This is a genomic window from Amycolatopsis granulosa, from assembly GCF_011758745.1.
GTDB lineage: Bacteria > Actinomycetota > Actinomycetes > Mycobacteriales > Pseudonocardiaceae > Amycolatopsis_E > Amycolatopsis_E granulosa.
Genome location: NZ_JAANOV010000001.1, coordinates 4,225,081 through 4,241,605, shown reverse-complemented (window position 1 = coordinate 4,241,605; position 16,525 = coordinate 4,225,081). Strand labels below are relative to the sequence as shown.

15 protein-coding genes are annotated in these 16,525 nt (G+C 72.8%); 10 read left to right on the top strand and 5 right to left on the bottom strand.

Translation table 11 applies throughout. The features are described 5' to 3' along the window. Nucleotides 1–4 precede the first annotated feature (4 nt). Together FHX45_RS20865 and FHX45_RS20860 are read right to left on the bottom strand one after the other, a co-directional pair. Nucleotides 5–2,968 (bottom strand): AAA family ATPase, encoded by a 2,964-nt coding sequence (locus FHX45_RS20865; RefSeq protein ID WP_167104617.1) that lies wholly within the window; start codon nt 2,966–2,968, stop codon nt 5–7. After that, the gene (locus FHX45_RS20860) at nt 2,965–4,116 is read right to left on the bottom strand and encodes an exonuclease SbcCD subunit D C-terminal domain-containing protein (RefSeq protein WP_167104614.1); all 1,152 of its coding nucleotides are present in this window, start codon (nt 4,114–4,116) and stop codon (nt 2,965–2,967) included. Before FHX45_RS20860 ends, FHX45_RS20865 begins: the two co-directional genes overlap by 4 nt. Nucleotides 4,117–4,280: 164 nt before the next feature. Here FHX45_RS20860 and rmuC point away from each other — a divergent pair, with 164 nt between their 5' ends. The 3 genes from rmuC to FHX45_RS20845 all read left to right on the top strand — a co-directional run bounded on the left by rmuC (nt 4,281) and on the right by FHX45_RS20845 (nt 6,736). Continuing rightward, nucleotides 4,281–5,198: a DNA recombination protein RmuC gene (rmuC, locus tag FHX45_RS20855; RefSeq protein ID WP_167104611.1), complete on the top strand. Its 918-nt coding sequence runs from the start codon at nt 4,281–4,283 to the stop codon at nt 5,196–5,198. A gap of 153 nt (nt 5,199–5,351) precedes the next feature. After that, nucleotides 5,352–6,362 carry a DUF6542 domain-containing protein gene (locus tag FHX45_RS20850; protein ID WP_167104609.1) on the top strand — a complete coding sequence of 337 codons (1,011 nt, stop codon included), beginning with the start codon at nt 5,352–5,354 and terminating at the stop codon, nt 6,360–6,362. Between the two features lie 137 nt (nt 6,363–6,499). Next, nucleotides 6,500–6,736 carry a hypothetical protein gene (locus FHX45_RS20845; RefSeq protein ID WP_167104606.1) on the top strand — a complete coding sequence of 79 codons (237 nt, stop codon included), beginning with the start codon at nt 6,500–6,502 and terminating at the stop codon, nt 6,734–6,736. A 581-nt stretch (nt 6,737–7,317) separates the two neighbouring features. On the opposite strand, the gene FHX45_RS20840 is transcribed toward FHX45_RS20845, so the two are convergent. Next, nucleotides 7,318–8,271: a 4-hydroxy-3-methylbut-2-enyl diphosphate reductase gene (locus tag FHX45_RS20840; protein WP_167104604.1), complete on the bottom strand. Its 954-nt coding sequence runs from the start codon at nt 8,269–8,271 to the stop codon at nt 7,318–7,320. Between the two features lie 137 nt (nt 8,272–8,408). On the opposite strand from FHX45_RS20840, the gene FHX45_RS20835 reads away from it, so the two are divergent. From FHX45_RS20835 to FHX45_RS20810, 6 genes are all read left to right on the top strand, one after another. Then, nucleotides 8,409–9,014: a lipid droplet-associated protein gene (locus FHX45_RS20835; protein WP_167104601.1), complete on the top strand. Its 606-nt coding sequence runs from the start codon at nt 8,409–8,411 to the stop codon at nt 9,012–9,014. Beyond that, a complete protein-coding gene (gene xseA / locus FHX45_RS20830; RefSeq protein ID WP_167104599.1) occupies nt 9,011–10,249 on the top strand; it encodes an exodeoxyribonuclease VII large subunit in 1,239 nt (412 codons plus the stop codon). Before FHX45_RS20835 ends, xseA begins: the two co-directional genes overlap by 4 nt. Before the next feature lie 3 nt (nt 10,250–10,252). Beyond that, on the top strand, nt 10,253–10,651 hold the full coding sequence (locus tag FHX45_RS20825) for a hypothetical protein (protein WP_167104597.1): 399 nt from the start codon (nt 10,253–10,255) through the stop codon (nt 10,649–10,651). Beyond that, nucleotides 10,648–10,863, top strand: a complete 216-nt coding sequence (locus FHX45_RS20820) for an exodeoxyribonuclease VII small subunit (RefSeq protein WP_167104595.1) — start codon at nt 10,648–10,650, stop codon at nt 10,861–10,863. Before FHX45_RS20825 ends, FHX45_RS20820 begins: the two co-directional genes overlap by 4 nt. Nucleotides 10,864–10,948: 85 nt before the next feature. Next, nucleotides 10,949–12,019, top strand: coding sequence for a class II fructose-bisphosphatase (gene glpX / locus FHX45_RS20815; protein WP_167104592.1), 1,071 nt, complete (start codon nt 10,949–10,951; stop codon nt 12,017–12,019). Further along, nucleotides 12,016–12,891, top strand: a complete 876-nt coding sequence (locus FHX45_RS20810) for a trypsin-like serine protease (protein WP_167104590.1) — start codon at nt 12,016–12,018, stop codon at nt 12,889–12,891. Before glpX ends, FHX45_RS20810 begins: the two co-directional genes overlap by 4 nt. Here FHX45_RS20810 and FHX45_RS20805 read toward each other — a convergent pair whose 3' ends face one another. Beyond that, nucleotides 12,892–13,866, bottom strand: coding sequence for an NAD(P)/FAD-dependent oxidoreductase (locus FHX45_RS20805; protein ID WP_167104588.1), 975 nt, complete (start codon nt 13,864–13,866; stop codon nt 12,892–12,894). A 105-nt stretch (nt 13,867–13,971) separates the two neighbouring features. Between FHX45_RS20805 and FHX45_RS20800 the strand changes: the two genes are divergently transcribed. Further along, entirely contained in the window at nt 13,972–15,369 is a 1,398-nt protein-coding gene (locus tag FHX45_RS20800; RefSeq protein WP_167104586.1) for a class II fumarate hydratase, read from the top strand. A gap of 57 nt (nt 15,370–15,426) precedes the next feature. Here FHX45_RS20800 and FHX45_RS20795 read toward each other — a convergent pair whose 3' ends face one another. Further along, a complete protein-coding gene (locus FHX45_RS20795) occupies nt 15,427–16,446 on the bottom strand; it encodes an aldo/keto reductase (RefSeq protein WP_167104584.1) in 1,020 nt (339 codons plus the stop codon). Nucleotides 16,447–16,525 lie beyond the last annotated feature (79 nt).

The window sequence follows — 16,525 nt, the reverse complement described above, 5'->3', positions numbered from 1 at the left end:
GAAATCAGGCCATCTGCAGCTCCAAACTCGACCCGGTGCGGGACTTGCGCACCCGCAGCCGGGTCGGGATCCGCTGCCGCAATTCCTCCACATGGGACACCAGGCCGACCACCCGGCCCCCGGCCCGCAGCTCGTCGAGGATGTTCATCACCACGTCGAGCGTCTCCGAGTCGAGGGTGCCGAACCCCTCGTCGACGAACAGCGTGTCCAGCAGCGAGCCACCGGTCCCCGCGGCGACCACATCCGCCAGCCCCAGGGCCAGCGCCAGCGACGCGAGGAACGACTCCCCGCCGGACAGGGTCTTGGCCGGCCGGACCGTGCCGGAGAAGTCGTCCAGTACGTCCAGTCCCAGGCCACCCCTCGTGCCGTGCGATCCGGCGGCGTCGGAGTGCACGAACGAGTAGCGTCCCTGACTCATCGTCTGCAACCGCGCCGTAGCGGCGAGGGCGACCTCTTCCAGCCGAGCCGCCAGGACGTACGACCGCAGCGACATCTTCCGCGCGTTCTGCCCGCGCCCGTTGACCACGTCGGTCAGAGCGTCGAGCTCGGCGAACTCCTCCTCCAGCGGGCGTAACCGCTCGGTCGCGGCGCTCAGGCGTTCGGCGAGCGTGCCGAGCGCGTCCGCCTGTGCGTCCGCCGATCGCAGGACGGCGAACGCGGCTTCGGCCCGTTCTCGCGCCGACTGGGCCCCGGCCTTCGCCGAAGCGACGTCGACCTCGTCGTCCGGCCCGACCCCCGACAGGTCCGGCTCGCTCAGGGTGGCCCGCGCGGCCGCCTCGGCAGCATCGGCCTCGGCGAGGCGCCGCTCGAGGTCGCGGATCGTCACCTCGTCCCGCGCGGCGGCCCGCATCTCCGCAACCGTCTCGAAGCCGGCGCGGCGCAGGGCTTCCCCCACCTCGACGCGCTGACGCTCGAGCTGCCCGGCTGCGCTCGCGGTGGCGGCACGCGCCTCGGCCAGTTCGTCCAGTGCCCGCACGATCCCGGTCAGATGGGCACGCCGCGCGCCGACGTCCGTGTGCTCGCCGCGTGCCGCGTCGAGCCGTCGCGCACGCTCGGCGACGCGCTCGGTCAACGCCTGCCGCTGGGTTTCCGCCGCGGTGGCCTTCTGCAGTTCCGCCGCACGTTTCCCTTCGAGTTCCCGCTGCTCGGTCTCGGTCGCCTGCACCTGCTTGGCCAGTGCGGCACGTTGTTCCGCCAGCGCATCCAATCCGGCGATTTCCTTGCGCAACGCGGACAGCTCCTCGCCCAGCTGAGCGCCATCCCGGCCCCGCAAGCGTTCGCGCAGCGCGGCCAGCTTGGTTTCCGCGTTGTACCGGGCCGCCTCGGCCACCTTGCGCTGCCGCTCCGCCCGGGCCTCGGCCTCCTCGGCTGCGTGCTCCTGCTCCGGTGAGACGGCCTCGGGCGCCGCGATCGCGGGTGCCGGGTGGTCGGAGGAACCACACACCGGGCACGGCGATCCGGATGTCAGACGCGCGGCGAGCTCGGCCGCCATGCCGTCCAGCCGCCACCGGCGCAGCTCGAGAAACCGTTCGCGTGCCTCCTGATGCCGGTCGATCGCCTCCCGGGCAGCCGCTTCCGCGTCGGCCAGGGCTCGCCGCGCCGCGGGCAGGCGCTCCGCGTCCGCGACAGCAGCGACCAGGTCGGCCTCCCGTTTGCGAACCTCACCGAGCTTCGCTTCGGCGTCGATCGCGACGTCGAGGCGCTCCCGCAGATCCCGTGCGCGCTCCGGGATACCGGCGAGCTTTTCGCCGAGCACCTCGACCCGCGCTCGCGCGTCCGCCGCCGTCTCGGCGAAGCGCTCGATGTCCCGCTGATCCCGCGCCTGCTGTTCGGCCTCGGCGACGAGTCCGGCCAGTGCGCCGGCCTCCTCACGCAACTGCCCGGACAGCTTGCGCAGTTCCGCGGTGTCCACCTCCGCGTTCACGAAACCGGTCGCCGCCAGCGCCTGGGCCTTGTGATCCTCGGCGAGCCGGGCTTCGTCGAGCTGCGTCGCGCACCGGTCGGCCTGTGCCGCGACCGCCACGACGGTCGCCGCTCGCCGCGCCGCGGCGAGTTCCTCCGCCCAGCGGGCGCGTTCGTCCTCCTGCTCGGCCAGCACCGCGAGCCGCTGGTGCGCCTCCCGGACCCGGCGCACCCGCTCGGCGGCCGACAGCCGCTCGGCCAGCAGCTCGTCGGCCGACTCGCGCGCGGCTCGCGCACGCTGCTCGTCCTCCCGCGCCCGCTCAACCGTGGCCCGGATCCGCTCGCCGGTCCGCGCGACCCAGCCCGCGACGTCCTCCTCGGGCGCGTCCGCACCGGCCACCTGGGCGAATCGGGCGGTCCACTCGCGCAGCTCCTGGCGCTGCTGATCGAGTTCGCGCCGTTGCTCCGCCCGCCGTTCGCGGAACCACGCCTCGACGTCGGCGAACCGCTTGGTGCCGAACAGCCTTTCCAGCAGCTTCTCGCGCTCGTCGGTGTCGGCGCGCAGGAAACGGGCGAACTCGCCCTGCGGCAGCAACACGACCTGGAAGAACTGATCCGCGCTCATCCCCAGCAGGCGTTGCACCGTGCGCCCGACCTCGTCGATGCGCGTCAGTCCCTCGGCCGGCTGACCGGCGGGCGGTACACCGATCCATGTGAGCACGGCCTTCGCTTGCTGAGTGGTGGTCCCCTCGCCCCGCCGCTTCGGACGCTGGTACTCCGGGCTGCGCGCGATGCGCAACCGCTGCCCCTGCACGGTGAGCTCGAGCACGACCTCGGTCGGCTCCTCCGGATCCGCGAGGTCGCAGCGCAACCGCTTGACCTGCCCACGCGCGCCGGGAACGGTGCCGAACAAGGCGAACGCCACCGCGTCCAGCAGCGTGGTCTTGCCCGCGCCGGTGTCGCCGTGCAGGAGGAACAGCCCGTCGGCCCCGAGCGCGTCGAAATCGACGACCTGCCGGGACCGGTACGGGCCGAAGGCCGCCACCTCCAGCCGGTGCAGTCTCATGCCGCGTCCTCCCGGTCCGCCTTCTCCAGGGCCGCGCGCAGCAACCCGGCCTCCCGCTCGTTCGGCGGCGCCCCGCGGCAGTCGTCGAGGAAGCCACGGGCGATCTCCTGGTCCGAACGCCCGCGCACGGCGGCCGCGTACCGCAGCGCCGACGATGTCTTCCCGTTCTCCGGCTGCCATTCCAGGTGGACTGCGTGTGGAAAGCGGTCGCGCAAGGACCGCATCGCCTCGACGGGACGCACCGGATCGGTGAGCGTGACCGAGAGATAGCACTCGGCCAGCTCGTCGTGCGCCGGGTCGGCCAGCAGGTCCGCCAGGCGGCCGGTGAGCTTGGCCAGCCGGCGCGGGACCGGCAGCTCGTGCCGCCGGACATCCGCCAGGCCCGAGCCGTCGAGATCGACTATCCAGACCGATTTCCGTTGCTGTGCCTCGGAAAACGAGTAGGCGACGGGGCTGCCCGAGTACCGCAGGTGCTCGGCGAGCGTCTGCGGCCCGTGCAGATGCCCCAGCGCGACGTAGTCGGCCCCGTCGAACACCGAACCCGGCACCTGTTCGACCCCGCCGACAGCGATGGAGCGTTCCGATTCGGTGGGCGCGGCCCCGGTGACGAACGCGTGCGCGAGCACGACCGACCGCGTTCCCGGCGGCCGTTCCGCGAGATCGGCCCGGATCCGTCGCATCGCTTCGGTGAGCACGGCCGTGTGCCCGCGCGCACCCGTCACGCCGAGCGCCTGCCGGGCCGGTTCCGGCTCCAGGTAGGGGATGCCGTAGATCGCGACCGCACCGTGGGCATCGTCGAGCACGACCGGATCGGCGATCCGATCGATGGTGGTGCGCAGGTGCAGGCCGCCGGCCGCGGCGAACTCGCCGAACGCACCGAGCCGTGGCGCGGAGTCGTGGTTGCCGGACGTGAGGACCAGCTGCGCACCCGCGTGCCGGAGGCGCCCGAGAGCGCGGTTGGCGACCTGCACGGCCTCGGCCGAGGGCACGGCCCGGTCGTAGATGTCGCCCGAGACGAGGACGACGTCGACCCCCTCGGCGGCCACGAGGTCCGCGAGGTGCGCGAGCACGGCGTCCTGCTCGGCGAGCAGGTCCAGCCCGTGGAAGGTGCGTCCGACGTGCCAGTCGGAGGTGTGCAGGAGTCTCACGTGGCCCAAGTTAGGAGGAGGGTCCGACAGAAACCCGCAGACACACCGCTCAGCTTCACCCGAACGTGCGTTCGGAGAAGATCGGGAAGGGCGGGCCCGGTTTTTGTCGGTGCCCTCCGCCATGATGCGGTCACGTTCTCGACGATCAAGAAAGGAGGGCGGCAGTGGCCTCCACCGTGATCACCACGGCAGCCGTCGCGATCGCTGTGGTCCTGGTCGTGGCGATCGCCCTGCTGTGGCGGCTCTACGGCGACAGCGTGCGCCGCGCCGACGCCGCGGCTCGCCTGGTCGAAGCCGAGCGGTCACGCGTGGATCAGCACCAGGCGGCGCTGCGCAGGTACGAGGTCGCGTTCGCCTCGATCAGCGGCCGGGGCGAGCTGGGTGAGCAGGTCCTGGCCGAGACGGCGCGGGCGCTGGGGCTGCGCGAGGGGCTGCACTACACACTGCAGACCGACCTGGGCGGCGGTGGCTCGGCCAAACCCGACATGGTGCTGCGGGTCGGTGGCGACCGCAGTGTGCCCGTCGACGCGAAGGCCAGCCTCGCGTGCTGGGCGGAAGCGGTCGAGACCGACGATCCGGACGAGCGCATGGACGCGCTGCGGGTGCACGTCCGCAACCTGCGGTCCCGGGCCGCCGAACTGGCCGGCAAGGGATACCAGCGCTGGGCCGACGCGATCTACGGCACGGTGATGTTCGTGCCCTCCGACGCGGCCGTGGTGGCGGCGCTGGACACCGATCCGGAACTGCTGCGCTGGATGCTCGACCGGCGGGTGTTCCTGTGCGGGCCGACCGGGTTCGCGGTGGTGGCGTCTGCCGCGCTGTTCGCCGCGAGCGACCGGGCGGTCGTGGAGGACATCGAGCGGGTGCGGGCCGGTGCGGCGACGGCACACCGGGCGGCAGGAAACGCGGTCGAAGCGCTCAACCTCAGCAGCACCCACCTGCAGCGGTTTCTGTCGGCGCGACGGCGGGAGCTGGATGCGCTCGAAGGGTTCCGGGCAGCGGTGGCGCCGCTGTCGGACGCGGCAGGGAGCCCCACCGAGGTCGCCCCCATCCGGAGGGGGGACGAGATCGCAGCGAGTTAGCGAAATCCTGGGCTACCGGCGGCCCGCCAACACGGTCATCGGCGCCGAAACCGCTGATCAGGCCCGTTCCGGGCGGGCCGAAGCAGTGGCCTGACCCCATCCTCGGCGGGATGGGGAGCCGGTGATGCGCGCTACAGGTTACGGTGTTGCCTCGTGACCGCCATTCCCGATCGCCGGAGCGATTCCGACGCCGACGACGTGCCGCTGCCGTGGGATCAGCGTCCCATCGTCGGTGACCGCCGCGGCTTGCCGTGGTGGGGTGCTGTGCTCCTCGCCTTCGGGCTGGCGGTGGCCGGTGCGGTCATCGACATGCAGACCCGGCATGAGCTGGGATGGCTGTTCAAGGGCGCGTACTTCATCGGCGCGGTCGCGGCGGTCTGCGCTGTGCAGCGGCGCAGCCTGTTCGGGCCGATGGTGCAGCCTCCGCTCATCCTCGGAATCACGGTGCCCGGAGTGGTGCTGATGGTGTCCGGGATGCCGGAGAACAGCGACATGCTGAGTAAGGCGCTGGCCATCGGGACGCCGCTGATCAACGGGTTTCCGACGATGGCGGTCACCACGGGTTGCACCCTGGTACTGGGCATCGTGCGCATCTACCGCGAGCGAAACCCGGATCTGACAGCCAAAACCGGGGACGGCAAGCGGCCGACGGACCCGAAGCGTCCTGGTGGCGCGGGTCGCGGCGACGCCGGATCAAGTGGTCGGCGGCCGGCCGCCGACCGGCCCGGCGGCGCCGAGGACCGCGCCGGCGGCTCGAAGGAGGGTCGCACCGGTGGTGCGGCGGCTGCCGGCCGCGCGTCGGCCGGGCGACGCCCGGGACGCCGGCTGCCGCCGGAGGACGACCCTCGTCGCGCCACGGACACCCCTCGGCGGGGGCGTGCCGGCGGGGACTCCGGTGGTCGCCGCGCCGGGGAGGACGAGCCGCGCCGGGATCCCGCGGCGCGCGGCGGTAAGACACCGTCGGTGGGCCGGCGCCCTCGTCAGCGGGGCGTGCCGCCGGAGGAGGACGATCGCCGCGGCGGCGAGCCGCGGTCCGGCGGTGCCGCCAACCGTGCCCGGCGGGTCCCACCGCGGGCAGGCGACCCGGTCCAGGAGCCACGCCGCGCCCCACAAGGCCGCCGCGGAACCCCGCCACGCCGCCGCCCCTGGGACGACGACGCCTGACCTCCGCCAACAAGCCCGAGAGCGAGCTGCGCGGAACGGCATGGTGCCGGGTCATCGACGGGCCGTAGGTCCTGTGCTGGGGAGGGCGCGCCGCTGACCGGGTCCACGAGCCTTCGCGTGCACGGTCCCTGGTCGGCGTGACGCACGCTGCGGCGCAGGCTCAGCGGCTGATCGGGCTGGTGCGAGCCGCCGCGTACGCTCCCCGGGCCGCGGCGATGCTCCTCGATTCCTCGGACGACGTGCGCCGCGGCCGCGCTCCCGGCCGGCAGCGGCAGTTCGTACCGCGCGGTGCCCAGAAGCCGCGCGGCCAAGCACGCGACAACCCGGCCGCCCGAACCGACGGCCGAGCACACTCCCGCGGCACGCAGCGGTGAGGAGCGGCCACGGGGCACCACGAAGGCTCACCGCGGCGACCAACCGGCTCCCACCAGGCAGGCGGAGAGCAGCGCCGGCGACGAGGCGCCGCGAGGCTCGTCGCGCACTCCCCGTGTCGACAAACCCGCACCGCGTGGGCTCACAGCTGCACGGGCACGCCGCAAGGCTCGTGCCCAGCGAGCTACCCGGCACCGGCCACGACTCTCGCAGCGGCCACCCCGGCATCAGGATGCGGCTCACCGCAGCGGCCGTCGGGGCGCCAACGAGGTCGGCCCACAGCAGCGCCTGCCAAGCCAGACGCGCACCGAGCAGGGGCGCAGCCGAGATCAGCACACGAGTGCGCGCGGAGCGCGGAGCCCCGGCCAGCGACTCAGCAGGGCTACCCGAGGCGCTGGGAACAAGCCACCAGGCCGGCGCCCCACAGACCCACGAGCAGCACCGCACGCGCCACACCTCACCGCCGAGCAAGCACCCACGGTCGCGCACCGCGGGCCGACCAGCAGCCCCGACGCGTCACCTCGGTGCCGCGGTGGCCGGCAACCCGCGACAGCGGCGACGCGGCCGTGGCAGCGAGCTCCGCTCAGGCGCGGCGCAGTTCCCGGGGCAGGGCGAAGGCGATCTTCTCGTTGGCGGTGGTGACCTCCTCGACCTCGCCCCAGCCGCGGTCCGCCAGCCAGCTCAGCAGGTCCATCACCAGCACGTCGGGCACCGAGGCGCCACTCGTGACACCGACCGTCGTCACGTCCGCCAGCCACGACTCATCCACCTCGTGGGCGAAGTCGATCAGGTGCGCGTCCTTCGCGCCGGCCTGCTTGGCCACCTCGACCAGGCGCTGCGAGTTCGACGAGTTCGTCGAGCCCACCACCAGCACCAGGTCGCACTCCGGGGCCATCGCCTTCACGGCCGTCTGCCGATTCGACGTGGCGTAGCAGATGTCGTCGCTGGGCGGGTCCATCAGGTTGGGGAAGCGGCCCTTGAGCTGGTCGACGCGCTCCATCGTCTCGTCCACGCTCAACGTGGTCTGCGACAGCCACACGACCTTCGACGGGTCACGCACCTCGACCTTCGCCGCGTCCTCGGCCGTGTCCACCAGCTGCACGTGCGTGGGCGCCTCGCCCGCGGTGCCCTCGACCTCCTCGTGCCCCTCGTGCCCGATGAGCAGGATGTCGTAGTCCTGGCCGGCGAACCGGTTGACCTCCTTGTGCACCTTGGTCACCAGGGGGCACGTCGCGTCGATGGTGCGCAGGTTGCGCTCCTCCGCCTCGGCGCGCACGGCCGGGGACACGCCGTGCGCGGAGAACACCACGAGCTCACCCTCGGGCACCTCGGACGTGTCGTCCACGAAGACGACCCCCCGCGCACGCAGCGATTCCACCACGTGGCGGTTGTGCACGATCTCCTTGCGCACGTACACCGGCGGCCCGTACAACTCGAGCGCCTTCTCCACGGCGACCACGGCCCGGTCGACACCGGCGCAGTAGCCGCGCGGCTTGGCCAGCAGCACACGCTTGACGGGCTCGGAGACAGCAGTCATACCTCCAAGGGTACGGGCCGCCGCCCGCCCCGCCCGTGCCCCCACCGGCCAGCTTCCCACCCGGAATCTGTGCGTCCGGTCACCTCTGCCCGCCGCGCCGGTTGGGCTGACCGGCCCAGGTGCGGCACGCTGTACCCATGAAGCCGTTCCCGCTTCCCCTCCGCGTCGCCGCAGGCCTCGCCGTGACCGCCGCCGAGCGTGCCCGTGACCTGCCGAAGACGCTGCTCGGCCTGCCCGTCACGGTGATCTCCGGCGTGCTCCAGTTCTCCATGCGCATGCAGCAGCAGATCACCGAGCTCGCCATCCGCGGTGACGACGCCCTCTCGTCACTCCGTCCGGTCGAGGAGGCGCCCAGCTGGGCCACCTTCGACGAGGACCTGACCACGGACCAGTCGCCGGCCGAGGAACCGCTCGGCAACGGCCACCGCCCGGACGCCGTCCTCGCCGATGTCGCCGACAGCCCCTGGGAGCAGGAGGAACGCGCCCTGGGTGAGGAGCACGCCGAGGGCGAGTTCGACAGCCCGGCCGGCACCGGCGACGGCCCGCTCGGCCTGGACAACTACGACGAGCTCACGCTGCCCCAGCTGCGCGCCCGGCTGCGCCGCTTCTCCCTGGACGAGCTCGAGGAACTGCTGGCCTACGAGCGCGCCCACGCCAACCGCGCGCAGTTCGTGGGCATGCTGGCCCGGCGCATCACCAACGTGCAGCGCGCCAACGCCACCGGGGACGCCGACGCGGAGTGAGCGCCGAACCCACCAGCGCGGAGAACCCGTGGCCGGTCCGCACCGTCGCCCGCAAGATCGCCGAGTGGATCAACCGGCTCGGCTCGGTGTGGGTCGAGGGCCAGGTCACCCAGGTCAACGCCCGGCCCGGCACGCAGACCGCGTTCCTCACCCTGCGCGACCCGGCCGCCGACGTGTCCATGACCGTCACCTGCCCGACCGGCCTGCTGCGCGGCATCGAACCGCCGCTGCGGGACGGCGCGAGCGTGGTCGTCTTCGCCAAACCGACGTTCTACCTGGGTCGCGGCACGATCTCGCTGCGGGCGAGCGAGATCCGCGCGGTCGGCATCGGTGAGCTGCTCGCCCGCATCGAACGGCTGCGCCGCCTGCTCGCCGCCGAGGGCCTGTTCGCCGCGGAACGCAAGCGCCGCCTGCCGTTCCTGCCCAAGGGCATCGGCCTGATCACCGGCCGCGCGTCGGCCGCCGAGCGGGACGTGCTGGTCAACGCCCACGCCCGCTGGCCGGCCGCGCCGTTCCAGGTGGTCAACACCGCGGTGCAGGGTGTGCAGGCCGTGCCACAGATCGTCAAGGCGCTGCACATGCTGGACGCCGACCCGTCCGTCGAGGTCATCGTCATCGCGCGCGGCGGCGGCAGCGTGGAGGACCTGCTCCCGTTCTCCGACGAGACCCTGTGCCGCGCGGTCGCGGCGGCACGCACGCCCGTGGTCAGCGCGATCGGGCACGAGCCGGACACGCCGCTGCTGGACCACGTCGCCGATGTGCGCTGCTCCACCCCGACCGACGCGGGCAAGCGCGTGGTGCCGGACGTCAAGGAGGAGACCGAGCGGGTGCGGCAGCTGCGGGACCGGGCCCGGCGCGCCCTGCACGGGTGGGTGGACACCCAGTGCCGCCTGCTCGACCAGCTGCGCAGCCGCCCCGTCCTGGCCGATCCGCTGGGCCCGGTCGACCGCCGGGCCGACGAGATCGAGCTGCACCGGGAACGCGGCCGGCGCGCGATGCTCAACCTCGTCTCGCACGAACAGGCCGCCATCGCCGGCGCCCGCGGCAAACTGGCCGCGCTCGGCCCGGCGGCGACCCTCGAGCGCGGGTACGCCGTCGTGCAGTACCGCGACGAGGCGGGCAACCTCCAGGTGCTCCGGCACATCTCCGAAGTGGTGGAGGGAACCCCGCTGCGCGTGCGCGTTGTCGACGGATCGGTGCACGCGGTCGCGCACTCGACTGAACCCGGGGAGTAGGAAGTGCTGCGTTCCGCCCGAGCGACGTTCCTCCCGCTCACCACCGACGCCGCGGCGCGCGCCGGTGCCCGCACCGTCCTCGACCGGGCCGGTGCCGCCGAGGCCGCGGCCGGCGCCTGCTGGGTGTCGCTGCTGGCCGGGTGCGCCGTGCCCGGTCGCTGGGACCTGGACGTCCGCCTGCGGCAGCTGTCCGAGGCGACCTCGGCGTATGTGGGCACGAAGTGGTGGTTCAACGATGGCGCGCCGCACCGCAGGCGGGTCGCCCACGCGCAGAGCGACATCGAACTGGCGATCACCGAAGGTGACGGTCAGGAGTTCGCGACCGCCTTCGCCGGGTACGACCACGCGATGGCGAGCGCGGTAGTGTGCGCTCGTCGACCCGCGAGGAGCACAACCCGGTGACCGAAGAACTCGGCTATGAACAGGCCCGCGACCAGCTCATCGAGGTCGTCCGCGAGCTGGAGGCGGGCGGCCTTTCCCTGGAGCAGTCGCTGGCGCTGTGGGAGAAGGGCGAACACCTCGCGAAGCTCTGCGAGCGGCACCTGGAAGGCGCTCGTCACCGGATCGAGGACGCCCTGAAGTCCGTGGAGGACTCGACCGGCGACGAGGGGTGACATTCACCATCACGCCGCTGCCCTGCGAGCCCGCGCGAGTCTGCGAGAATCGTTACCCGCGCCAGCACGACCGTGGAGGGCAGCAATGACCAGCGGCACCCATTCCCCGAGCACGACCAGACGCCGGGAAGCGCCGGATCGCAACCTCGCGATGGAACTGGTGCGCGTCACCGAAGCCGCCGCGATGGCGGCGGGACGGTGGGTCGGCAAGGGTGACAAGAACGCCGGCGACGGTGCGGCCGTCGACGCGATGCGCCAGCTGATCTCGACCGTCTCGATGCGCGGTGTCGTCGTCATCGGTGAGGGCGAGAAGGACGAAGCCCCGATGCTCTACAACGGCGAGGAGGTGGGCAACGGGGACGGCCCGGCCTGCGACGTCGCCGTGGACCCGATCGACGGCACCACCCTGATGGCGAAGGGCATGCCGAACGCCCTGGCGGTGCTCGCGGTCGCCGAGCGCGGCGCGATGTTCGACCCGTCGGCGGTCTTCTACATGGAGAAGCTGGCCGTCGGGCCGGAGGCCGCGGGCGTGGTGGACCTGTCCGCGCCGGTCGCGGAGAACATCCGCCGGGTCGCGAAGGCCAAGCACAGCGACGTGTCCGACGTGACGGTGTGCATCCTGGACCGGCCGCGGCACGAGAAGCTGGTCCAGGAGGTCCGCGAGGCGGGCGCCCGGATCCGCTTCATCTCCGACGGTGACGTCGCCGGCGCGATCGCCGCGGCCCGCCCGACCACCGGCGTGGACATGCTGCTCGGCATCGGCGGCACGCCCGAGGGCATCATCACCGCCTGCGCGATGAAGTGCCTGGGCGGGGAGCTGCAGGGCCGGCTGTGGCCGAAGGACGACGCCGAGCGCGAGAAGGCGATCGGGGCCGGCCACGACCTCGACCGCGTGCTCACCACCGACGACCTCGTGCGCGGCGACAACGTGTTCTTCTGCGCGACCGGCGTCACCGACGGCGACCTGCTGCGCGGCGTGCACTACCGCGCCGGCGGCGCGACGACCCAGTCGATCGTGATGCGGTCCAAGTCGGGCACGGTGCGGATGATCGACGGCTACCACCGCCTGACCAAGCTGCGCGCCTACTCGTCGGTGGACTTCGACGGCGTGCTGACCGGCTCCCCCGACGACGACGTGGTGCCCCCGCTGCCGTGAGACGACTCCTGCTGGCCGCCGCCGCCTGCCTGCTCGCCCTGGGCGTGCTCGGACAGCCGGCGGCGGCCCGGCCGGACCTGGTCGGCGGCGTGTCCGCGGACCAGTCCTACCCGTTCGTGGCGTCGCTGCAAACGACCGCGGGCCGGCATTTCTGCGGGGCGTCGCTGATCGCGCCGCAGTGGCTGCTGACCGCCGCGCACTGCGTGCACGACCAGACGGTGAACGCGTTCACGGCCCGCGTCGGCAGCAACGATCGCACGCAGGGCGGCGAGATCGGCCGCCCCGACCGGATCGTCGCGCACCCGAACTACAACCCGAACGGCCCGGGCGGGGACATCGCGCTGGTCCACCTGGCGAGCCCGGTGCAGGCCGCGCCGGTCGGGCTGGGTACGCCGGCCGCGGCCGGCACGCCGGTCCGGCTGCTCGGCTGGGGCCAGACCTGCCCGGCTCCCGGGTGCGGAGCCGCACCGACCGGTCTGCAGCAGCTCGACACGACACTGGTCGAGGAGACGCGGTGCGCGGCGATCGACGCCGCGACGGAACTGTGCACGGACTCCCCGGGCGGCAAGTCCGGCGCGTGCTACGGCGATTCCGGCGGACCGGAGCTGCTCCGCGCCGGTGACCGGTGGCTGCTGCTCGGCCTGACCAGCCGCTCCGGCAACAACGACTCGACCTGCACGACCGCGCCGTCGATCTACACCTCGGCGGTGGCGTACACGCAGTGGATCGCCGAGCAGACCGCTCCCCCGCCGGCCGCCCCGGCACCCGCACCCGCGCCGGCACCCAGCCCGGCTCCCGCCCCGAGCCCCGCGCCGCCGACGACCACCGTGCCGACGACCACGCCGCCGACGACCACGGCGCCGGCGGCCTGATCACGGGTTGCTGGAGTGCCCGGGGAACAGGTGGGCCTCGGGGTCGAGCGCGACGGCGATGTTGTTCACCGCGGTCGCGGCCTCGCCGAACCCGGTCGCGATGAGCTTGACCTTGCCGGGGTAGGCCGCCACGTCACCGGCGGCGAACACGCGCTCCACCCCGGTCGCCATTGTCGAGTCGACGCGGATGGCCCGCTGGTGGATGTCCAGGCCCCAGTTCTCCAGCGGCCCGAGATCGGCCGTGAACCCGAGCGCGGCCACCACCGCCTGCGCGGGCAGCGCCAGCGCCTCCGCGTCCTTGACCCGCACCTCGACCTCGGCGAGCGCGCCGTCCGGCCCCGGGCGCAGCGCGGTGACCTCGGCGTCGGTGATGATCCGCGTCCCCAGTTCGCGGGCCTGGGTGACGATCGACTCGGCCGCGCGGAACTTCGACCGGCGGTGCACGAGCGTCACGCTCGCCGCGAGCGGGTGCAGCGCCAGCACCCAGTCGAACGCCGAATCGCCGCCGCCGACAACCACGACGTCCTGCCCGGCGTGCGCGTCCAGCGAGGGCACGAAGTGGACCATGCCGCGGCCGAGCCAGCCGTCCCCGGCGGGCAACGGCCGGGGCGTGAACTCGCCGATCCCGGCGGTGATCAGCACCGCGCGCGCGTGCACCACCTCACCGCCGTCGAGCACCACGTCCAGCCCGTCCGCGCCGCGGCGCAACTCCTCGGCCTTGCGCCCCAGCAGGTACCGCGGGTGCCACGGCGCGGCCTGTTCGAGCAGGCCCTTGACCAGGTCCCGGCCGCGCACCGCGGGGAACCCGCCGACGTCGTAGATCAGCTTCTCCGGGTACATCGCGGTGACCTGACCGCCTGCCTCGGGCAGCGAGTCCACGACCGCCGTCGACAGACCGCGGAACCCGGCGTAGTAGGCGGCGAACAGGCCCGTCGGACCCGCCCCCACGATCAGCACGTCCACTGACAGAGCCATCCGCGCGGCCACCCTTTCGCAGTGATCCAGGACACGTCCGATTCAACCATTCCGGGTGCGCAAACACACGAAGCGAGCACCGGGCGGAAGGGCCAGACTCGGGTTATGGCTGAACAGGAATACCGGATCGAACACGACACGATGGGCGAGGTGAGGGTGCCCGCGGACGCGCTGTACCGGGCCCAGACCCAGCGCGCCGTCGAGAACTTCCCGATCTCCGGCCGGGGCCTCGAGCGCGCCCAGATCCGCGCGCTCGGCCTGCTCAAAGCCGCCGCGGCGCGGGTCAACGCGCGGTTCGGGGTGCTCGACGACGACCTGGCGGCCGCGATCGCGGCGGCCGCCGACGAGGTCGCCGAGGGCAAGCACGACGCGCACTTCCCCATCGACGTGTTCCAGACCGGCTCCGGCACCTCGTCGAACATGAACACCAACGAGGTCATCGCGACCCTGGCGAGCCGCGCGCTGGGCATCGACGTGCACCCGAACGACCACGTCAACGCCTCGCAGTCGTCGAACGACACGTTCCCGACGACGATCCACATCGCCGCGACCGAGGCGGTGCTCACCGAGGTCATCCCGGCGCTGACGCACCTCGCCGAGACGATCGAGCGGCGCGCCGGGGAATGGCAGGACATCGTCAAGTCCGGCCGCACCCACCTGATGGACGCGGTGCCGATCACGCTGGGCCAGGAGGCCGGGGCGTGGGCGGCGCAGGTCCGCTTCGGCATCGAACGGCTGGAGTCCGGACTGGGCCGGCTGGGCGAGCTGCCGATCGGTGGTACCGCGGTCGGGTCCGGGTTGAACGCGCCGGAGGGCTTCGGCGCCGCCGTCGCCGGGGAGCTGGCGACGGTCACCGGGCTGCCGCTGACCGAGGCGCGCAACCACTTCGAGGCGCAGGCCAGCCAGGACAGCGTGGTCGAGACCTCCGGTCACCTGCGGACGGTCGCGGTGTCGCTGGCCAAGATCGCCAACGACCTGCGCTGGCTGGGTTCCGGTCCGCGCACCGGTCTGGCCGAGCTGCAGCTGCCCGACCTGCAGCCGGGCTCGTCGATCATGCCGGGCAAGGTCAACCCGGTGATCCCGGAGGCGACGCTGCAGGTCGTCGCGCAGGTCATCGGCAACGACGCGGCCGTCGCCTACGCCGGTTCGCAGGGCAACTTCCAGCTCAACGTGAACCTGCCGGTCATCGCCCGGAACGTGCTGGAGTCGGCGCGCCTGCTGGCCGCGGTGTCCCGGCTGCTGGCCGACAAGGTGATCGCCGGGATCACGGTCAACGGGGAGCGCACCCGGGCCTACGCCGAGGGCTCCCCGTCGATCGTGACGCCGCTGAACAAGTACATCGGTTACGAAGAGGCCGCCGCGGTCGCGAAGCAGGCGCTCAAGGAGCTGAAGACGATCCGCGAGGTCGTGGTCGAGCGCGGCTACATCGAGCAGGGCAAGCTGACCGAGGCCCAGCTCGACGAGGCCCTCGACGTGCTCCGGATGGCGCGCGGCGGCAGGTGAGCCGGCGTGGAGGCCACCCGAGCGGGTGGCCTCCACGCCGTTGTCAGCACGCCGTGGTCAGCGGCGGCGCAGGGACTTCTCCGCGAGCGCGGGCGGCGTGTAGTCGGGGTCGGCCGCATTGAGGTCGACGCCCGGCGGGACGATCTCGTCGATCCGGTCCAGGACGTCGTCGCCGAGCACCAGGTCCGCACCGGCCAGCAGGTCGGTGAGCTGCTCCGGCGTGCGCGGCCCGATGATCGCCGAGGTGACCGCCGGGTGCGAGCGGACGAACGCCAGCGCCAGGTGCGTCAGCGGGCGGCCCAGCTCGGCGGCGACCTTCTTCAGCTCGTTCGTCGCCGCCAGCTTCGCCGCGTTCCCCGGCATGGCGGGGTCGAACTTGTGGTTCTGCAGGGCGACCCGGCCCGCCTGCAGGTCCACATCGGACGGTGCCGAGTACCGGCCGGACAGCCAGCCCGCCGCCAGCGGTCCCCAGGTCAGCACGCCCATGCCGTAACGCTGGGCGGTCGGCAGGACGTGCGCTTCGATGCCCCGGTTGAGGATCGAGTACGGCGGCTGCTCGGTGCGGAACCGCACGTGCCCGCGCCGCTCGGCGACCCACTGCGCCTCCACGATCTGCTCGGCCGGGAACACCGACGAGCCGATCGCGCGCACCTTGCCGGCGCGCACGAAGTCCGAGAGCGCGGACAGGGTCTCGTCGATGTCGGTCAGGTGGTCGGGCCGGTGGACCTGGTACAGGTCCACGTGGTCGACGCCGAGGCGCCGCAGGCTGGCGTCCAGTGCCTTGGTCAGCCAGCGGCGGGAGTTGCTGCCGCTGCCGCCGAGTCTTTCGAAGTGCCCCTTGGTCGCCAGGACCACGTCGTCGCGGCGCCCCTTCAGCGCCTTGCCGACGATGACCTCACTCTCGCCGTCGGAGTAGATGTCCGCGGTGTCGACGAAGTTGATGCCGGCGTCGAGCGCGGTGTGGATCATCCGGATCGACTCGTCGTGATCCTGGTTGCCCCACGCGCCGAACATCATCGCGCCCAGTGTGTACTCGCTGACCTCGATGCCGGTGCCGCCGAGAATCCGTCGTCGCATGTCGGGTTCCTCCCTCGTAGTGCCTGTGCCGACCACGTTGCCGCCGGCGGGAGGAGCGGACCAGGCAACGTCCAGCCTG

Excerpts from the sequence above, each read along its gene's own strand:
- FHX45_RS20865 (WP_167104617.1), bottom strand. The coding sequence starts at position 2,968 with ATGAGACTGCACCGGCTGGAGGTGGCGGCCTTCGGCCCGTACCGGTCC.
- FHX45_RS20840 (WP_167104604.1), bottom strand. The coding sequence starts at position 8,271 with ATGACTGCTGTCTCCGAGCCCGTCAAGCGTGTGCTGCTGGCCAAGCCG.
- FHX45_RS20835 (WP_167104601.1), top strand. The coding sequence starts at position 8,409 with ATGAAGCCGTTCCCGCTTCCCCTCCGCGTCGCCGCAGGCCTCGCCGTG.
- glpX (WP_167104592.1), top strand. The coding sequence starts at position 10,949 with ATGACCAGCGGCACCCATTCCCCGAGCACGACCAGACGCCGGGAAGCG.
- FHX45_RS20805 (WP_167104588.1), bottom strand. The coding sequence starts at position 13,866 with ATGGCTCTGTCAGTGGACGTGCTGATCGTGGGGGCGGGTCCGACGGGC.
- FHX45_RS20800 (WP_167104586.1), top strand. The coding sequence starts at position 13,972 with ATGGCTGAACAGGAATACCGGATCGAACACGACACGATGGGCGAGGTG.
- FHX45_RS20795 (WP_167104584.1), bottom strand. The coding sequence starts at position 16,446 with ATGCGACGACGGATTCTCGGCGGCACCGGCATCGAGGTCAGCGAGTAC.